Raw genomic sequence first — 18,315 nt, 5'->3', positions numbered from 1 at the left:
TTGGCGGGGAAGAACCCCGCCAATTTAATGAAGCTACGAGCATTGAGCTGCTAAGTGGTGATTAATCTGCACTGCTTCCTCCAGACGTAAGCAAGATCAACACCAAAATCCACAAAAGATTGGATTGCTGTGTTTGCTGAATCCCTGGCATATTCATCCCTCCTTTAAAATAAGATTAGTCTTTCTTTACCCTGAGTACCGTTTAATAAACTGAATATTCTGAAATTAATACAAGAGACTTTGTTGCCCATGATCAATGTTCTGTCCCTGCTCTCCTAAGCAATGAGAGGGACAGTGTAGTTACATCCTCGTCAATGACAAGTCCTTTATGCTACCACACGCCCTCCACCATCCAACTTCTTGATAAAACCAGCACTCTTGGTTTTTTGAGTTGCAAAATCGAATGTTAAGGCTGGATACACAGGTGAGCTGCCTTTGTATCCAGCCTTTTCTTACCGCTCTGTTTCCTTAACCGGGTTGCTACACTTCAATGTCATCTAGCACATCAAATTTGCCGAAGCATCGATAGCTTCTAGCAATTATTTAACCTAGCTAATACCCATCACTTTCTGTTGTGCTCAACAAGAATGTAACCGATGGCGTTATGAGAATCTATTTTCCCCTACTTCCTCACACTACAGTAAGGGGTGATCGCGACTCCCCGCGGTCCCTTTCCTACTGGGATGGTTTTAACAACCCGATTGTTTCTGGTTGCGATAACGGATACGGTATTGCTTACTCGATTGGGTACGTACACCCACCGACCATCACACGTCGCTGCCAACGCTTCTGGATTTTCCCCGACGGTGATGGTCTTCACGACTCTACGCAAACGCGTACTCACAACTGAGACCGTGTGATTACTTTCATCTTGGTTGCCAGATAAACTGCCCCCATTGGCTACATAAACCCTTTCTCCATTGGGTAAACATGTGACACCGATGGGCCCTCTTCCGACGGGAATTGGCCTCCCCACTGTCGCATTCGTTCGGGTATTGATCTGTGTCACACTGTTGCTACCGAAATTAGCAACATAGGCTTGGGGTGCTCTCTGGGAAGGAATCGAACAAATGGCTAATAGGACAGGTTGTTCACCGACTTGGATCGTATCCGCTACTTCTCGTCGACGCGTATTGATAACCGATACGGTACCATCGGATAGGTTTGGTACAAATGCTTTCGTCCCTGTCGGATTTAAGGCGATTCCTTCTGGACCCTTACCGACTGGAATGGGCGGGCCAATGACGTTATTGGTCAAAGGATCAAACACTGTGACACTACTGGACTCAAAATTCGTAACAAAGCCTCGGATACCGACTCCAGGAACTCTTCCAATCGCCACATAAACAGGATTTTCACCTGTGGGGATCGATGCGACTTGCCGATTGTTCTGGATGTTAAAAACAGCGACATTGTTAGTCGATGCATTGGCTACATAAAGGAAAACGCCTCTTCTCAGAACCCTTGCAACCGTAACCCCAAGGGGCTGTTCTCCTCCAGAGGAAAAGGTTGTGATCACCCGATTAAATCGGATACTAATAACCGATATCGTACTCGCATCGTGGTTGCCAACATAAGCCAGGGGGCGAATCTTTCTAATAAATGGTCGTTTAATTTTCATCCCATCCCATCTGAAGAACCCTTTCTATTAATAAATGCATCGGGATGGTAAAGCGCTTGAAGCAACTGCGGATTTTATAGCGGCGTTCCTTGAACCTATCGTAGAATACACCCAGTCAATGAGTCTGCGATAGACGACTCGATTTCCAGACAAAAAAGGATGGATAGGAAGGCATTTCACCTCCTCATCCATCCTTATGGTGCAACTTGGTCACTTCACCCAGGTATCCGCAAAGGTTTCTTCTTTGAAGCCAACCGTTACTCGATTGCCATCGGTCACAATCGGACGCTTGATCAACATGCCATCCGAAGCAAGAAGAGCCAGCTTCTCCTCTTCTTCCATGTCCTTTAATTTCTCTTTTAAATGGAGCTCACGATACTTCTTTCCACTGGTATTGAAAAATTTCTGTATGGGTAAATCGCTTTTTTCAACCAGCGCCTGCAACTCATCCTTTGAAGGAGGTTCATTGACAATATGTTTCTCCGCAAAGGAGATGTTATTTTCCTTGAGGTACTTCTGCGCCTTTTTACAGGTTCCACAGGCTGGGTATAAGTACATGGTTCGCATGGTAGGGTGTCCTCCTCGTGTCGGTTACTCCCAGTATACCCAACCCCTATCCGTGGACGAAAGGGGAAACGAGTCGATTAGCGGAACACTTGCCCGCCCCGCTTATACTCCGTATCAGCGACTCCCTCGCGTGCATTTGCCGCACGCGCAATGGCAAAGAAGAAATCTGACAGACGGTTCAAATACTTCCGTACTTCATCATTGGTTTCTTGTTCTCTTGTTAACGTGACTGTCAACCGTTCGGCGCGTCGGGTCACCACACGACAGACATGAAGTGCCGAGGAGATCGCACTGCCCCCAGGCAAGATAAAGCGCTGAATTGCAGGCGCCTCTTCATCATAACGATCAATCCATTCCTCTAAGCGAGTCACCATTTCTGCCGTAACTTTATACTGACGTTTCTTTCCTGCCTGGGCAAGATCTCCCCCAGCATCAAACAGTTCATGTTGAATTTCGGTCAAATCCTGAATCATATCGCCATGTTTTTCAGGGTCCATCCGTACAATTGCCTCACTGACAAAGGCGTTGACTTCATCGGTGGTACCATAAGCTTCCACACGGATATCGTCCTTGTTTACCCGTCCACCTACCACCCCAGTCTGACCCTGATCACCTGTTCGTGTATAAATTTTCATCTTGCATTCCCTCCTTCTGATCCAATATATCGCTATCCATGTCGCGACATCACATTGGACGTGCGTGTAGGTTCCAAAATTTTTCCCGATTGCAACAGTACCTGAGGGACATGGGTTTCTGGGTGACGAATGATAAGTGGCTTTACCCCATACACCTCTTGAATCACTGATTCTTCGATAATTTCAGTAGGAGTTCCCCGATGGCAAATCACCCCCTCCTTCATTATCGCAAGGCGATCACAATACTGCGCAGCCAGGTTCAGATCATGAAATACAACCAAAACCGCTAACCCACACGTTTGTTGCCATCTTTTAATCTGATCCAACACCGCTAATTGATGGGCAATATCCAAGTAGGTCGTCGGTTCATCCAAAAACAATAACGCGGGCTCCTGAGCCATCGCTTTCGCAATCGCCACACGTTGTCGCTCTCCACCGGAAAGGAGGCGGATGGGACGATCTCGATCCTGCATGACTTGGGTGTCCGTCATCACCCGTTCCACTGTCTTCTGATCCCCATCTCCTGCCCAGGGCCAGATTCCTTGATGAGGGTGCCTCCCCATCATAATGACTTCTTCAACCGTAAAGGGAACCGACGGCAGCCCTTCTTGGGGAAGAACCGCCATTTTCTTCGCACGTTCCCGGGAAGACCACTGTTTAAGATCCCGTCCTTCTAGCTCCACTCCTCCGCTATCTGGAAGTTCTTCACCACAAAGGAGGCGTAACAGCGTTGTCTTCCCACTCCCATTGGGCCCCAATAAACCGACAATTTCCCCGCGATGAATCGAAAGATCCACACCATGGAGAACGCCATGTCCCTGGTATCCCTTTTTTAATGCTTTCGCTTCTAACAGGGGTCATCCCTCCTTACTTGCGCCCCATGGTATATCGCCGGAGTTGCCAGGCAAAGAACGGCCCTCCGATCAAAGCCGTAATCACCCCAATGGGCAGTTCACGGGGATCCAGTACCGTACGCGCTAAGGTGTCAGCCCACACGATGAATACGGCTCCTGCCAGTGAAGACACGGGTAATAGGATGCGATGATCCGGACCCGTCAGCATTCTTAAAATATGGGGAATGATCAATCCCACAAACCCAATCGTCCCTGAAACCGAGACCGCTGCCGCTGTCATCAAGGTAGAAGCAACCAGTAATATCAAACGGGTCTGTTGCACCGAGACACCTAAATGTCCTGCTGATCGTTCACCTAGGGCAAAGAGATTGAGTGAACGGCTCATCAACCAACACGTCACCATCCCCACGATTAAAAAGGGAGCCATCACCATCGCTTCCGACCATTCACGTAGCGCAATACTCCCCATCAACCAATACTGAATACGCTGAATTTCTACAGGGGAAGCCATTGCAATCACATAGGTAAGCATTGCTCCAAAGAAAGCCTGTACGACCACCCCCGAGAGAATGAGTGTATCCGTTCGCACCTGGCCACCTAAACGAGAAAGCTGCAATACAAAAAAGAGCGCCACACAACCAAAGAGAAACGCCCACACCGGTACATTCCAGCCCCCTAAAAGAGCAACACCCCATCCGGTAAAAACTGCAATCGCCGCTCCAAGTGCCGATCCTGAGGATACCCCTAGGATAAATGGATCCGCCAGCGGATTCTTTAATAATCCCTGAAACACCGCACCCGCTCCAGCTAAAGCAGCTCCCACCAACGCTCCCAACAACACCCGGGGAAATCGCAGTTGCCAAATGATCGCATCGGTTGCTGCATCAATCGCTCCATCCTTGCCCAGAAGATGAGCCATGATCACCTGCCATACATCTGCAAAGCGTATGTCCGCACTACCTACTGAGACAGAGGCTGCCATGGATAGTAACAACAATAGCAACCAAAAGGCGGACCAGCCCATCAGCCGACCCGCCCAGTTTTCTCGATTCATTTTGCTACTTTTGCATAGGTATCAGGATAGAGCGTCTTCGAAATATCAAGAAGCGCTTCGGTCACACGTGGGCCTGGCCGACTCGTCGTGTTGCTATCCAGCCCTTGAATGCGATGATCCTTCACGGCTGCAACACTTTTCCAGCTCTTGCGATCAGAAATTTGTGATGCCTTTCCCCCATAGGTATACAGAATGACATCGGGGTTATATTTCACCACTTTTTCTGCAGAAAGTTGAACCCAGCTCTTCTGATCATGGGCAACATTTTCGCCACCCGCTAGGGTAACCATCTCATCCATATAGGTCCCTTGTCCCGTCGTATATAAGTCGGGCGAAACCTCAATCCACACTTTTACTTTCTTCTTGGCGGGTACCTTCGCTGCCACTTCCTTCGCCAATGCTTCATCCTTTTTCATCTCATCGACAACATGGTTTGCTTTTGCTTCGGCTCCTGTTGCTTTGCCTACATCCTCAATTTGTTTGTAAATCCCTTCAAGGTTGGTCGGCTCATAAGCAATTACCGTCAGTCCTAACTTTCGCAATTTGTCGAGTGTTTCTTGTTTCACCATTGGAGAAGCAAGCACCAGATCGGGTTTTAGCGAGAGTACTTTCTCGGCGTTGATATTCATATCTCCTACCTTTGGAAGCTTTTTAACTTCCGCCGGATAGTCATCGTTCGCCGTTACGCCAACCACTTTATCCCCTTGCCCCACTGCAAAGATCGTTTCGGTCATACTGGGAATTAAGGAAACAATGCGCTTGGGCTGTTTCTTTATCGTTACGGTTTTCCCTGTATCGTCCTTCACCTTGACAGGAAAATCTGCCGCTTCTTCATGCGCTTTATGATCTTCATGACCCGTTGTCGCATCGGAAGCAGCTCCACAACCTGCTGCAAATACCATCATTAGAACAAGTAAACCCATCCACCAACGTCGTTGCATCATCACCGATTCATCCTCTCTCCTCATCAACATAAAAAAAATTACCCCAAAGAGGTAAGAGCAGGACTAAAACAGCTTCTAACGTTCAAGCCGTCCTCCTGGCCTCCCTCTCCGCGAAGGGTTAGCAAGAATCGCATGGAAAGGCAGGTCTCCTGGCTTATGGATCATCACTTCACCACGCCTTCCCGTCTTTCGACAGTGGCTTTTATGGTGTCGCTACCCATATACAGTGGCGGGACCGCACCGGATTTGCACCGGTTTCCCTTTTCACTTTGCACGAAGGCAAAGACCCTTCCATTTGTATGAACTTGTCGTCTCATTATATCGGATTGTCAGAAAAGGTTCAATTAGGCAAACCAATTCCTTCGTTCGAATCACTATCCAATTAGGTCTCTGCGAAAAATCAACTCTCCTGGATAAACAATCCCTTGAAAATGATGTCAATCGTCATAGAATTAGAAGAGAAGGTGTGTCAATTGGCAATCATTCGGGGATATAAAACATAGACTCGAAAAGAACACCACCCTTTCAAAGGAGGACGATCATGGAGCATCAACCTTTTCAGCTAAACCTAGAAAACGATCGTGTCATTCGCGGTGACATCCGCACCCCTTCAACCGAAGGCACCCACACCACACTCATCCTCTGTCATGGCTTCAAAGGGTTTAAAGATTGGGGATTTTTCCCCCATGTAGCAGAAACCCTAGCCAACGCCGGCTTTGCTGTGGTTAGTTTCAACTTTTCATTGAATGGGGTCGGGGAAGATTCCACGACCTTTGGCGAACTGGAGAAATTTGCGCAGAACACCTTTAGCCATGAACAAGAAGATCTCCGTCACGTAATGGAATGGATTGTAGGGAAAGAAAATCCCCTCGCTTCCAAAATGGATACGAAGCAAATGGGAATCATCGGTCACAGTCGTGGCGGGGCCAGCAGCCTACTGTTCGCCTTTGACGAACCCCGCATTCAGGCCGTTGCCTTGTGGAACAGTATCGCTCATCCAGACTACTTGCCCGAACCATTTAAACAAGCACTCCGGGAGAACGGACGCGCCTATATTCCCAACGCGCGCACGAAACAACAGATGCCAATCGATCTCACTTTTTTCCAAGATCTTGAGGCGAATAAAGAGCGATTCAACATCCCCGACCGCTTGTCCCACTACCACAAACCCCTTTTGATCGTCCACGGTGAACAGGATACCTCTGTCCCAATGGAAGCCGCCCAACAATTGAACAGCGCTTCAGACCATGCCACTTTACATACCATCCCTGGAGCGGATCATACCTTTGGCGCTGTCCATCCTTTTCAGGAAGAAAATCCTTATTTAAGAGAAGCCTTGGAAAAGACGTTGCAGTTCTTTCGAAATAATTTTAGGTAAAATTTTAGAGACAAAAAGACCGACCCAAGGGTCGGTCTTTTTGTCTCAAGGGGGTCTAACTCGTTTATCGAATAAAGGAAGGGTTTACGATTCTTAGTAATACACGATTTTCAGCAAGGTGTCTCTTGGTTCAACCAAGGGACAATGGATGCTTTTCATTTGGTAATCTCATCATAATCGAATTAAAAATACATGTCAATCATTAAAATCACTAATATTGGATTTTTCACTGTTTTGTCACTCGTGGTTAAATTGATAATTATTTTCCATAGACTCTCTTTCTGAAATAGTTAACGATGAAAGGGTTAGAGAGGTTTCAACCACTTTGATAACCCGAGGGATTTTTCTGATGCCATGTCCACGCGGTCCTAATCATGGACGCCAGATCGCGATACTGAGCTTCCCACCCAATCGCTTGTTTCGTCTTCTCTATTCCTGCTACTAGCCTCCCCGGATCACCTACTCGTGCAGGCGCATTGACCACGGGAACCCACCGATTCGTCACCTCTTCAACAGCGGTGATCACTTCGCGTACAGAGTAACCTTTTCCCGTGCCGATGTTTAATACTTGACTCTCTGCCCCTCGACTTAATTTCTCCAGTGCCTTCACATGCGCTTCAGCAACATCCATCACATGGACATAGTCGCGAATACATGTCCCATCGGGTGTATCATAGTCCGTACCAAAGAGGTGAATCGGATCACTTTGCCCGAGTACGGATTTTAGCACCCGGGGAACTAAGTGAGTCTCTGGTGAATGATCTTCGCCAATTTCACCCTCCCACGAGGCGCCCACCGCGTTGAAGTATCGCAGTGTCATCGAGCGAAGTCCATAGGCTTGTTCCAACCATGGAAGCATTTCTTCAATGAATCGTTTAGAAACTCCATAAGGGTTGATCGGTTGACACGGGGCTGTTTCAGGGATGGGTACTTGAGTTGGCATTCCATAGACCGCAGCTGTGGAGGAAAAGACCAATTTGTCCACTCCGTGCCTTGTGACCATGGATAAAAAGCGAATGGTTTTTGCTGTATTCTCCATGAAGTACAGGGAAGGATCCTCGATGGATTCTCCGACTTGGCTCCGTGCGGCAAAATGGATAACCGCGTCAATGGTATGTTCCGTAAAGATCGTCGATACCATGCCTTCATCCCCAATATCCCCCTGGTAGAAGGGAACCCCCTTCGGGATCGCTTCTCGATGGCCCGTCACCAAGCTATCCAACACCACGACGGATATCCCTTTCTCAAGCATTCTCTTAACGGTATGACTCCCAATATATCCAGCGCCTCCAGTCACTAGAACACTCATTTAACCCGCCCCCTCTTGTTTATGGTATCGATTTTCATGGATGCGTTCGTGAATGGTGAGAATCACATTCTGTACTTCTTCAGTAAGATCCTTTCGCCGTAAGGCCATTTCAATCGTGGCACGAATATAGCCCAGTCGATCCCCCACATCATAGCGCTCTCCATCAATAAGCGCGGCGATCATCGATTTTTGTTGATTCAGCGCCTGGAGCGAATCCGTCAATTGAATCTCTCCACCCACTCCAGGGGATGCTGCCTGCAACAACCCAAAGATTTCTGGCTCTAAAATATAACGACCAATAATCGCTAGATTCGAAGGCGCCTCTTCAGGTGCAGGTTTTTCCACCAACTCACGAATCGGACAAGCTGAGCCATTCAGTGAAATCGGTTGAACTGCCGGGGCGATCACCCCATATTTTCGAGTCTCTTCATAGGGCACCGGCTGGACACCAATAATGGAGGTCTGCTCGCGTTCATATACATCCATCATCTGCCGTAAGCCAGGTCGATTGGAGTCAATGATGTCATCTCCAAGAAGGACTGCAAAGGGCTCACCCTCAATAAACTGCCTTGCACAAAGAATTGCATGCCCTAATCCCAAGGGCTCCTTTTGCCGGATATAGTGAATGTCTGCTAAATCGCCTACCTGGCGCACTTGCTCAAGCAGTTGCTCTTTGCCCCGCGCCTCAAGTAAAGACTCGAGCTCCACGGATTTATCAAAGTGGTTTTCAATTGCTTGTTTATTGCGGCCGGTGACGATCATGATGCTTTCAATGCCTGCTTGGATCGCCTCCTCCACAATGTATTGAATCGCGGGTTTATCAACAATCGGCAACATTTCCTTCGGTTGTGCCTTGGTTGCCGGTAAAAAACGGGTTCCAAGTCCTGCTGCTGGAATAATCGCTTTACGTACCCTCATGAGTCTCTCACCTCGTTATTGGATTTGATGGTTCATTGAAGGGGGTTTTCCTAGGAAAAACCCACCATTTATTCCCGAAAAAATTGACGACCAGTGCGATAACCGTGGCCAACCCCTTCGCCCATAACCACCCCCACCCCAGGTGGGTGAACCCATAAAGAAGGAGTGCCGCTACACTCAGGGAGATGCCATTGACTGTTAAGAACTTACCGATCTCACCCACATGGATCCGCTCACTGGAGAAGGTCCACCTCCGGTTCATCAGGTAACTGTTGCAAACGCCCCCGCTATACGCCACCACTTGCGCAAGGAGATAATGCCAATGAACCGAAGTGAGTAGGAAGAAGAGAAGGAAATCAACCAGCGTATTCATACCGCCCACGATGGCAAATCGCATCCCCTGTAAGGAAGTGAGTTTACGCTTCAACATCGCTTTCACCAGGGGAGACGTTCCCTGTCACTCCGCCTTCCCGATCAATAAGATACAAGGGGCGGTTCTTTGACTCATCATAAATGCGACCGATATATTCCCCCATCAATCCAAGAATGATGAGCGTCACCCCATGAAAGAAGAGTGACATGGTCGCAAGGGAGGCCCAACCAGGGACCCCCGTCTCCATCAAAAGGGCTTTTAAGACAATAAACATCATATAGAGGAAGCTTCCCATGGAGAGAAGAAAGCCGACATAAGAGGCTAAGCGTAAGGGTTTATAGGAAAAGGACGTGATCCCATCCATCGAAAGTCCCAGCATCTTTTTTAGAGGATACTTGGTCTCTCCTGCCCATCGCTCATCACGGACGTATTCCACCGCGGTTTGGCGAAAGCCCACCCAGCTCACCATGCCTCTCACAAAGCGATGTTTCTCTTTGAGGGCATTCATGGCATGGCACACCTTGCGATCCAGCAGGCGAAAGTCCCCTGTATCGAGGGGAATATCCACCTCGGTTAGCCCACGCAACAGACGATAGTAGCCTGCGGCTGTCACCCGCTTAAACCAGCTCTCTCCCTTTCGCTCCTTGCGCTTGGCATAGACCACATCAAAGCCTTCTTCCCACTTTTGGATCATCTCGAGAATCAACTCGGGTGGATCTTGAAGATCCGCATCGATTACCACCACCGCTTCCCCTTTGGCGTGCTCCATCCCCGCAGTAATTGCCACTTGGTGTCCAAAATTCCTGGAAAAACGTAGCCACTTCACCTGGGGATCCTGCCCACGAAGCTCTCGCAAGAGGGTGGCTGAGCGATCTTTGCTCCCATCGTCTACAAAAAGGAGTTCGTAGGTGTCTCCGGTTGATTCCATCACTTCTTTTAGACGACGATAACTTTCTTCTAATACCGCTTCTTCATTGAATACTGGAATGACCACAGAAAACCGTACATCGTTGCTCACGTTACTCCCCTCCTTGTTTGACTTCGATCAGTTGTTGATTGTTCCGTCCATTTGAATCGGATTGCCATTCCTTAGTAGGAACCACCGTGCCGTTTTCCTGCAGCCACTTGGTCACAGCGGTCTGCTTCGAACTCTGCGGCGGACCTTGTCGATTCTGTTCCCCCGTTGAGATCAAGAAATAACGCACTTCCCCGTCATCCACCATCTGTTTGAGTTTATCCACAGTAAGGATCGGATCCCCCCCATTAAAACCACCCATGGCCATAATGGGCCTATCCGTTTTCAAAGCATAAGGGTCTGCCTGCATTGAACTATCAACTGCCAACCAATATTTTTCGTTCTTATGGTTTTTCTTCAGATACGAAATCAACTTGTTATCCACTTGATTTTTTCCGGGTCCTCTTCCTTGTTGATGAGTCGAAAGTAATTCCGGCCCCGCTGCAGGCAACCCATTATTCGACTGATGAATAATCGGGGTAATCGACCAAAAGAGGGGTGCGATTAAGAAAAGGACCATCATCCCTGCAACTGCCTGCTTTCCTAGCCGGTTTACGCTCTTTTTGTGGCGCAGGAGAAGTAACGTACCCACTCCTAACAACGTACAAACCAGCATCCCCACAGATGGAAGCGTGTAAATCGTCTCCCGTTGCCCCCATAGAATCCAGGATTGCACGCCACCTGTGACCAACAAGGATAGAGGAAGTAACCAGCCTTTCAATCCAGGTACGTGTTGTCGATATTGCTTCCACATCAGCGGCAAACCGATCCCAACCAGAGCGGCGATCCCAGGTGCCAATGTCGCTAGATAATAGCGGTGGAAGAAGCTTGCGAAACTGAAAAATACGATCATGGGAAGCATCCAACCTACCCAGAGCAACACGCTACTCGCTTTCTTCCCTAAAGGGAGAGACGGTCGTTTCCAGCGAACCAATGCGATGATCGAAAAGAGAGCCATTCCTAGGAACCAGGCAATTTGCCCTGCCAACTGTGAGCTAAATAATCGGAGGAGTCCTGGTGTTCCTGTTTCCGATTGTCCACCAGGGCCACCACCGCCCATGCGGTTTTTCCCATCCGGTTGTCCTCCTTGACCCGGTTTTCCCTTTGGCGGTGGGCCATCTTGACCCGGTTGCCCATTTGGCGGTGATCCCCCTTGACCCCCGGGTGGGGGACCGTCTTGTCCACCCATCTGAGGACGAGAACCATCCTTCAATGCTTGCCCTCCTCCATCTGCTCCTTTGCCACCGCCACCGTGTTGCGGTCCGCTCCAGCGAGAAGCGCCGTTATGGCCAACAATGAGTTGCATCACGGTATTATTTTCACTGCTACCAATATAGGGGCGCTGATCCTTCGGGGTCGCATCCACTGCCACCGCCCAGGATAGGGAGACGCCAACCAAAAGAATGGTTGCTAGACCCAGGTGAAGCACCTTTTTTCCCCAACTCAACCGAGTGCCAAATAGATAAACAAAGAAGAAGGCCGGAAGAACTAAATAGGCTTGGAGCATTTTGATATTAAAACCAATGCCAACGATCAGTGCCGTAACAAGTAACCACTTTACGCTCCCTCGCTCTGCGGCTCGTAGTAACGTCGCCGTCGCTATCAGCAACACTAGAATTAAGAGGGTATCTAAATTATTCGTACGACTCACCGCAACAGAGATCGGGCTCAATGCCAGGATGAGTGCTGCAATCAGACCCGATGTCCTACCAAAACGCTTCGCCACTAAGCGATATAAGAGTGCAACGGAAAGCACCGCCGCAATTACCTGAGGGAGGAGAATACTCCAACCTGAAAATCCAAAGATCCAAGCACTTGCCGCTTGAATCCACAACGCCACCGGCGGTTTATCCACCGTCACAAATCCCCCCGCATCATACGATGCAAAGAAGAAGTTATGAGCACTTTCCAACATGCTCTTCACCGTTACTGCATAGTAGGTATTGCCATAGCCCACTTGGCTAAGATTCCATGCACTTAACAAGGTAGCAAGAATTAAAATAGCGAATAATAACGGATCGATCCGTTTCATCATCGATTTCATCGTCATTCTCCTTTCGATCTCTCTTTCGTGACTACACAATATCCCGATAACGTGAACCGAATATGAACAAGAGAAGAAAAAAAAGGGACTACCCATAGGATAATGATTCCTATCGATAGTCCCTTTTTATGGGGAGAACTTAATCACTTTCATATTCTCTGTTGTTACCTATTAGGAGGAAGAATTCTCTCTTAGCGCAGGTCATTCTTCAATGGCACAGGACAAGAAACAATACAGAGTGCTGATGTTCATGGTCACCTTCTCATTTTCAATCGAACTCAAGCTCTTTGGGCTTTAGATTTGTCGCTCCGCTTTCCTTCTCTCTCTTTTTCTTTCCTTTCTCTTGATGCGAAATTCTTTAATCATTTCCTCAAGTCGATCACTGCCGATCACTTCAAATAATAGGCTATAAAGTGTCGTTAAGGTAATTAAACCGGCATGCGAAAGGGTTATATCGCTAATATAGTAATCCAATAATTGAAGATAAAAAAACACTAAGAAGAAGCCCATTATCGTTTCAACTGTATTTCTCATCCTTCGGTATCTTATTAGGAAAACAAACAGAATCTCCAATAAGATATCGATAATAAAAGTAGGGATTGCAAGCAGCAATAATCCAATTGAAAACTTGAAATACGCACCGACAGATGTTAATTGGATATGGAGAATTTCAATATTTTTTAGCATCCATAATAATAAAACATTGGGTAGTATAATGAGAGCGATAATCATCAAAAGTAGTAGCACAAGAATTGTAGCAACAAAAAGTTTCGACACCACGTCCTTCAATATTCATTCACCCCATCTACCACAAGATGTTTGTGCCCGTGATCAATAGAATGAATCCGACTAGGATGAGGAGAAATCCTAATACACCCGTTCCCTGATCTGCTTATAACCCCCTTTATTTCATACAGACGATACCTAACTATCCTCCTATTTCTCCTCAATTCCACCACTCCAAGTAAACTACGCGATTATAAAAATCGATTCCAAAGGCCCATACCAAATATAAAAACAAGAATTATCCACAATTTAACTATAATATATTTTAAATTAATTGCAGAAAACTTATTTTCTATAGTCAATACGGACATCCATATCAAAAAACAAGTCGATAACATAATAGGATCTAACCAAAGACCTAGCAAAATAATAGACCCCAACCCAATGATGATGGATGAATCAGAAACAATCTCATATCTATTGATCAACAACATAGACCCCTCCTAATAAAATAATTTAATTTTTTACTACCTATTATTGTTGATTTTTTCATTATGTATATATTTAAACTTCATGCATTAAACAGTTCACTAATAAAAAAATACAGTGCAAGTAAATAAATACTGATATAGAAAACAGACCCTATCTTCCCAACCAAAACTATAAACCCTTTTTCTTTAATGTGTAAATATAAGTAAAGTACTGATAGCAAAACCATGATTATATATAACGGGGAAATTGCCAACTTTGAAAGTAAATAAGATGTGCTTGCCTGTTCAATCTCTTTTGTTGACATGTCAATCCCCCTTTTTGTCTTCTCCAAATGTCAATTTAGGTACATAAAAGTAGAAATTGTAATAATAAAAATCAAAACACCTACAATTAATTCTATTATGCGGCTTAAATAAGTCGCGTTTGCATCCCCCTTCTTATATATATAGTTAATCAACAATAAAGACCCCGTGCCAAAGAAACCAAATATGCCTATTTTTAATTTCACTAACTCATCCATTATGGGGTTAGTTAACCATCCTATAAATAATATAAAACTAAAGAAATAGAGAAAAATCCTCTCGATTCTCTCCAAAGGAAACTGCCCCCTTATACGAATGTTTATTGCCTATGCTTATTTATTCCATAGGATTGACCCCTCCAAGGATCCATACCGATCATAAAACCAAGCAGCCATACGGTAAAGTTGCCTTTAAGGCAACTTCTCTAGCACTTAATCGCTGCTTCATGCTTTTAGCGCTCACATTTCGCTCCGTAATATCCGCCACAGCCTAGCCTTAATTTTACTTCCTACTTATTAATTCGTATGACTCTTCACTTTTAGTGTCATTAATCTCCGAAGAAAATAAATTAATTTATTCTGATAATATGTCGCTCTTAGGGATATGAGTGAGGACAGGGGATATAAGGGCTAGCGAAAATGAACTGCCTGCCAGATGGTAATAAAATTATTTATCCTACAAAGAAGGAATTCCATTAAGAAATGGATAAATATTTCATAGGTGAGATTTCATCACATATATTTTGACTATTCAATGCAAAGGAAAGCCGTCCTTAAAACTTGGATGACCTGCCTTCCTTTTAATCAAGGAGTGATCGGCCACCTTACCTAAGACATGGATGTATGGCATCCACATCACAATCATCTAATCAATACCGTCTATTGCAATGATGAGTATCTCATTACATAGTGGGTCCTCATACGCCCACAAGGAGGAATTTGCACGATGCTAACACCCATTCTACTGATTGCCCTCTTCCTAGGGGCGATATTATTCATTTTGGCCATTGGTTTTTGGGCTCGCTACAAAACTGTCGGGGCAGATGAAGCCATGATCGTAACTGGGAGCCTACTTGGAAATAAGAACGTATTATCCGATGACTCAGGGAAAAAGATGAAAATCATCCGTGGTGGAGGTACCTTTCTCGCCCCTATCTTCCAACGAGGCGAACTCCTCTCCCTCCTCTCTCACAAGCTCACGGTCTCTACTCCTGAAGTCTACACAGAACAAGGCGTACCAGTGATGGCTGATGGGGTTGCGATCATTAAGATCGGTAGCTCTCTTGAAGATGTCGCTACTGCTGCAGAGCAGTTTATGGGCAAAAAAGAAGAAGTCATCAAAGATGAAGCAGAGGAAGTATTGGAGGGCCATTTACGTGCCATCCTCGGAACGATGACAGTGGAAGAGATCTATAAAAACCGTGATCGCTTTGCACAAGAAGTACAATCCGTCGCTGCGAAGGACCTGAAAAAAATGGGCCTTTTCATTGTCTCCTTTACGATCAAGGATGTACGCGATAACAATGGTTACTTAGATGCATTGGGGCGTCCTCGCATCGCCGCAGTTCGTCGTGATGCAGATATCGCAGAGGCTAACGCGAGCCGTGATACCGAAATTCAAACCTCCCATGCACGACAAGAAGGAACCAAAGCCACGCTCTTATCTGAAACAAATATTGCCGAAGCCTTTAAAGAGAAGGAATTACGTGTCGCCCAATTTAAAATTGAACAAGATATGAAAAAAGCGGAAGCCGACCAAGCCTACCAATTGCAAGAGAACCGCTATAAACAACAAGTCGTCGATGAAGAAATGAAAATTGAGCTGGTTCGTAAACAAAAATCGATTGAACTTGAAGATAAAGAGATCGTCCGCCGCGAGAAACAATTCGATGCAGAAGTTCGCAAAAAAGCGGATGCGGACCGCTACTCAAGGGAGCAAGCGGCTGAAGCGGCTCGGTTCGAGCGGGAAGCACAAGCTCGTGCGGAGGCAGAGGCCATTCGGACAAAGGGGCAAGCCGACGCGGAAGCTCATAAAGCGGAAGGTCAGGCTCGTGCTGAGGTAGAAAAAACGGAAGGGATGGCTCAAGCGGATGTCATCCTAGCAAAAGGGCTGGCTGAAGCCGAGGCAAAGGAGAAGCTGGCACAAGCATTTGAACGCTATGGTCAAGCAGCTACCCTCGATCTTGTCGTAAAAATCCTTCCTGAATTGGCTGGAAAGATTGCCGAACCCATGGAACGCATCGATTCAATCACCGTTGTAGACGCTGGCGACGGCGGAGACGGTGCAACCAAAGTCTCCAACTATGTTACCCGTCTCATGGCACAAGCTCCTGAAATGGTAAAGCAGGTATCCGGGCTCGATATTAATCGCCTGATTCGCGATTTAGGATCGCAAAATCCCGCACCTGTAGAAGTCTCCGCGACAGCTTCTACGACAACTGAAGGTTCTGTTTCGGAAAATAATGAGCAAACAGTAAATGCTTAAACAAAAAATTGCGCTTGAAACGGTACCATTCTCTGTTGGATCACCATGCGAACAGCCTTCTAAGTAAAACAAAAAATACTAAACGAGATCCTCCGTTACTAAGGGTATTGCAGCTGATATTTGTGTGGTCAGATTCGCTGAACCGTTGGTATGGGGTACTTCCCAGGTGGTCCATAGCCATTGATGACCCTAGACTCCCATATAAAAAATCGCCCATCCCTATAAACAAGTGGAATGGGCGATTTTTATATAGTGGTTTACCATAGCTACCGATAGTGATCGCAAGCTTAATTGGTCTGTTTCTTCACCCTCAACCGATCCCTCGTTAAAAACCGCCTATATATCAATTATAGTACGAAATCGGCAAATAGTAGCGCCCTGTCTCCTCACTATATCGGCATCCTACTTACTAAAGAATAAACCAGCACAAAACAAAATACTTCCCACTAACATAAGAAAAAACGATCCAAAATAATGAGCAAAAAAAGACCCTTCCGGCACAATTTTCGCCTTTTGAACTAATAATCCTAAACCAAGTATAAAAATTCCGGACCCTGTTGCGGGTATAAGAGGTGACATTGAGTGCCTCCTGAATTATTTGTTTGAGAAAGTGGGGGTTTCTTTACTTAACTAACTATAAAAAGATTTAATTACATAAAAGAATTCGAGAGATAAAACACCTACCTTTCACCTACCACAAAATATTTTCATCAAAGAAAAGAAGAATTAACCCTACTAATATGAGAATAAATCCCATTGCTCCCTCCTGTTGTGCAAACAAATCCCCTATCAACGTTAATACCATTTTAAAAAACCCTTTAATATCATATTCTTCTTTATATATTTTTATTTGATAGAAAATAAGCCAGACACCTACAATAATCATGATCCATCCTAATAGAAGTTTCATCCATCACCCTTCCTTTCTTCTATATCTCCTTTACAAGATCCTCACATGATTAACACTTCCTCTTTTTAAATGAGATCATAGGTACCGAAACATTATTTTAAAAATTAATAATAAATAATTGCCAATATCAATATAATAATTGATACAGTTAGATAGTATATAACTTCTTTTGATTTTCCGTTACAGTATAAATATACAAAACTTAATAAAGTTATTACACTATATAATACTATACTTATCGGATTCCATATATAATCATGAAGTTCTCCATAATTATTTAGCCTATTACCCAAAGAAACAACTACAACAAGAATTCTCAATAATATTTTCATAAGATCTATCCTTCATGCTATTAATAAATAGACCAGATCATCATGCGAACGGGACTATTTACGAGAACACTAATTAAAATCTCCTAATGGCTCTAACAACTCGATTACGTACTCTCTTCATCAAAGAAGATTTGAACCACCTTCCCACCCTTGATCTTAAATCTTAAAATCACCATCCCTTACTACATTATTAAGGAATATGAGTACCTAGTTGAACTAGAAAAGCTAAAGGAAGCCCATCCCAAAATGCACCTTTTAGTAGCATTAAAAATCCCATATGCTCTACATCATATGTATTTTTATATATTGTTAATATTAATCATTTCTTTTTTATATTTCAAAACAAGAAGATAAATA

15 protein-coding genes and 1 riboswitch are annotated in these 18,315 nt (G+C 45.4%); of the genes, 2 read left to right on the top strand and 13 right to left on the bottom strand.

The features are described from left to right. Positions 1–622 precede the first annotated feature (622 nt). The 6 genes from CHX35_RS10560 to CHX35_RS10535 all read right to left on the bottom strand — a co-directional run bounded on the left by CHX35_RS10560 (position 623) and on the right by CHX35_RS10535 (position 5,675). Complete coding sequence (locus tag CHX35_RS10560) at positions 623–1,621, bottom strand: beta-propeller fold lactonase family protein (protein WP_091837294.1); 999 nt, start codon at positions 1,619–1,621, stop codon at positions 623–625. A 210-nt stretch (positions 1,622–1,831) separates the two neighbouring features. Next, positions 1,832–2,188, bottom strand: coding sequence for an arsenate reductase family protein (locus CHX35_RS10555; protein ID WP_091837292.1), 357 nt, complete (start codon positions 2,186–2,188; stop codon positions 1,832–1,834). Positions 2,189–2,265: 77 nt separating this feature from the next. Next, on the bottom strand, positions 2,266–2,823 hold the full coding sequence (locus CHX35_RS10550) for a cob(I)yrinic acid a,c-diamide adenosyltransferase (RefSeq protein ID WP_091837291.1): 558 nt from the start codon (positions 2,821–2,823) through the stop codon (positions 2,266–2,268). A 32-nt stretch (positions 2,824–2,855) separates the two neighbouring features. After that, positions 2,856–3,677, bottom strand: a complete 822-nt coding sequence (locus tag CHX35_RS10545; protein ID WP_091837289.1) for a heme ABC transporter ATP-binding protein — start codon at positions 3,675–3,677, stop codon at positions 2,856–2,858. A 13-nt stretch (positions 3,678–3,690) separates the two neighbouring features. Then, positions 3,691–4,731 (bottom strand): FecCD family ABC transporter permease, encoded by a 1,041-nt coding sequence (locus CHX35_RS10540; RefSeq protein WP_091837287.1) that lies wholly within the window; start codon positions 4,729–4,731, stop codon positions 3,691–3,693. Further along, a complete protein-coding gene (locus CHX35_RS10535; RefSeq protein WP_176392025.1) occupies positions 4,728–5,675 on the bottom strand; it encodes an ABC transporter substrate-binding protein in 948 nt (315 codons plus the stop codon). Before CHX35_RS10535 ends, CHX35_RS10540 begins: the two co-directional genes overlap by 4 nt. 122 nt (positions 5,676–5,797) lie before the next feature. Then, positions 5,798–5,981: riboswitch (cobalamin riboswitch) on the bottom strand. Between the two features lie 235 nt (positions 5,982–6,216). Here CHX35_RS10535 and CHX35_RS10530 point away from each other — a divergent pair. After that, positions 6,217–7,053 (top strand): alpha/beta hydrolase family protein, encoded by an 837-nt coding sequence (locus CHX35_RS10530; protein ID WP_091837284.1) that lies wholly within the window; start codon positions 6,217–6,219, stop codon positions 7,051–7,053. Positions 7,054–7,369: 316 nt separating this feature from the next. On the opposite strand, the gene galE is transcribed toward CHX35_RS10530, so the two are convergent. The 6 genes from galE to CHX35_RS10500 form a co-directional block, all read right to left on the bottom strand. Continuing rightward, entirely contained in the window at positions 7,370–8,362 is a 993-nt protein-coding gene (gene galE, locus CHX35_RS10525) for a UDP-glucose 4-epimerase GalE (RefSeq protein WP_091837282.1), read from the bottom strand. Continuing rightward, positions 8,363–9,280: a UTP--glucose-1-phosphate uridylyltransferase GalU gene (gene galU / locus CHX35_RS10520; RefSeq protein WP_091837280.1), complete on the bottom strand. Its 918-nt coding sequence runs from the start codon at positions 9,278–9,280 to the stop codon at positions 8,363–8,365. It lies immediately after the preceding gene. 7 nt (positions 9,281–9,287) lie between these two features. Further along, positions 9,288–9,710, bottom strand: coding sequence for a GtrA family protein (locus CHX35_RS10515; protein WP_091837278.1), 423 nt, complete (start codon positions 9,708–9,710; stop codon positions 9,288–9,290). Next, positions 9,697–10,671 (bottom strand): glycosyltransferase family 2 protein, encoded by a 975-nt coding sequence (locus CHX35_RS10510; protein WP_091837277.1) that lies wholly within the window; start codon positions 10,669–10,671, stop codon positions 9,697–9,699. Before CHX35_RS10510 ends, CHX35_RS10515 begins: the two co-directional genes overlap by 14 nt. A 1-nt stretch (position 10,672) precedes the next feature. Further along, complete coding sequence (locus CHX35_RS10505) at positions 10,673–12,712, bottom strand: glycosyltransferase family 39 protein (RefSeq protein WP_176392024.1); 2,040 nt, start codon at positions 12,710–12,712, stop codon at positions 10,673–10,675. A gap of 294 nt (positions 12,713–13,006) precedes the next feature. Beyond that, positions 13,007–13,501 carry a hypothetical protein gene (locus CHX35_RS10500; RefSeq protein ID WP_091837275.1) on the bottom strand — a complete coding sequence of 165 codons (495 nt, stop codon included), beginning with the start codon at positions 13,499–13,501 and terminating at the stop codon, positions 13,007–13,009. Positions 13,502–15,177: 1,676 nt separating this feature from the next. On the opposite strand from CHX35_RS10500, the gene CHX35_RS10480 reads away from it, so the two are divergent. Then, the gene (locus tag CHX35_RS10480; RefSeq protein ID WP_091837267.1) at positions 15,178–16,716 is read left to right on the top strand and encodes a flotillin lipid rafts scaffold protein FloT; all 1,539 of its coding nucleotides are present in this window, start codon (positions 15,178–15,180) and stop codon (positions 16,714–16,716) included. Between the two features lie 691 nt (positions 16,717–17,407). On the opposite strand, the gene CHX35_RS10475 is transcribed toward CHX35_RS10480, so the two are convergent. Then, complete coding sequence (locus CHX35_RS10475; RefSeq protein ID WP_091837266.1) at positions 17,408–17,626, bottom strand: hypothetical protein; 219 nt, start codon at positions 17,624–17,626, stop codon at positions 17,408–17,410. Positions 17,627–18,315 lie beyond the last annotated feature (689 nt).

It is taken from the genome of Marininema halotolerans, from assembly GCF_900116235.1.
Classification (GTDB): domain Bacteria; phylum Bacillota; class Bacilli; order Thermoactinomycetales; family DSM-45169; genus Marininema; species Marininema halotolerans.
Note: the sequence above shows the minus strand (reverse complement) of the source record. Positions and strands in the feature narration are given on the sequence as shown.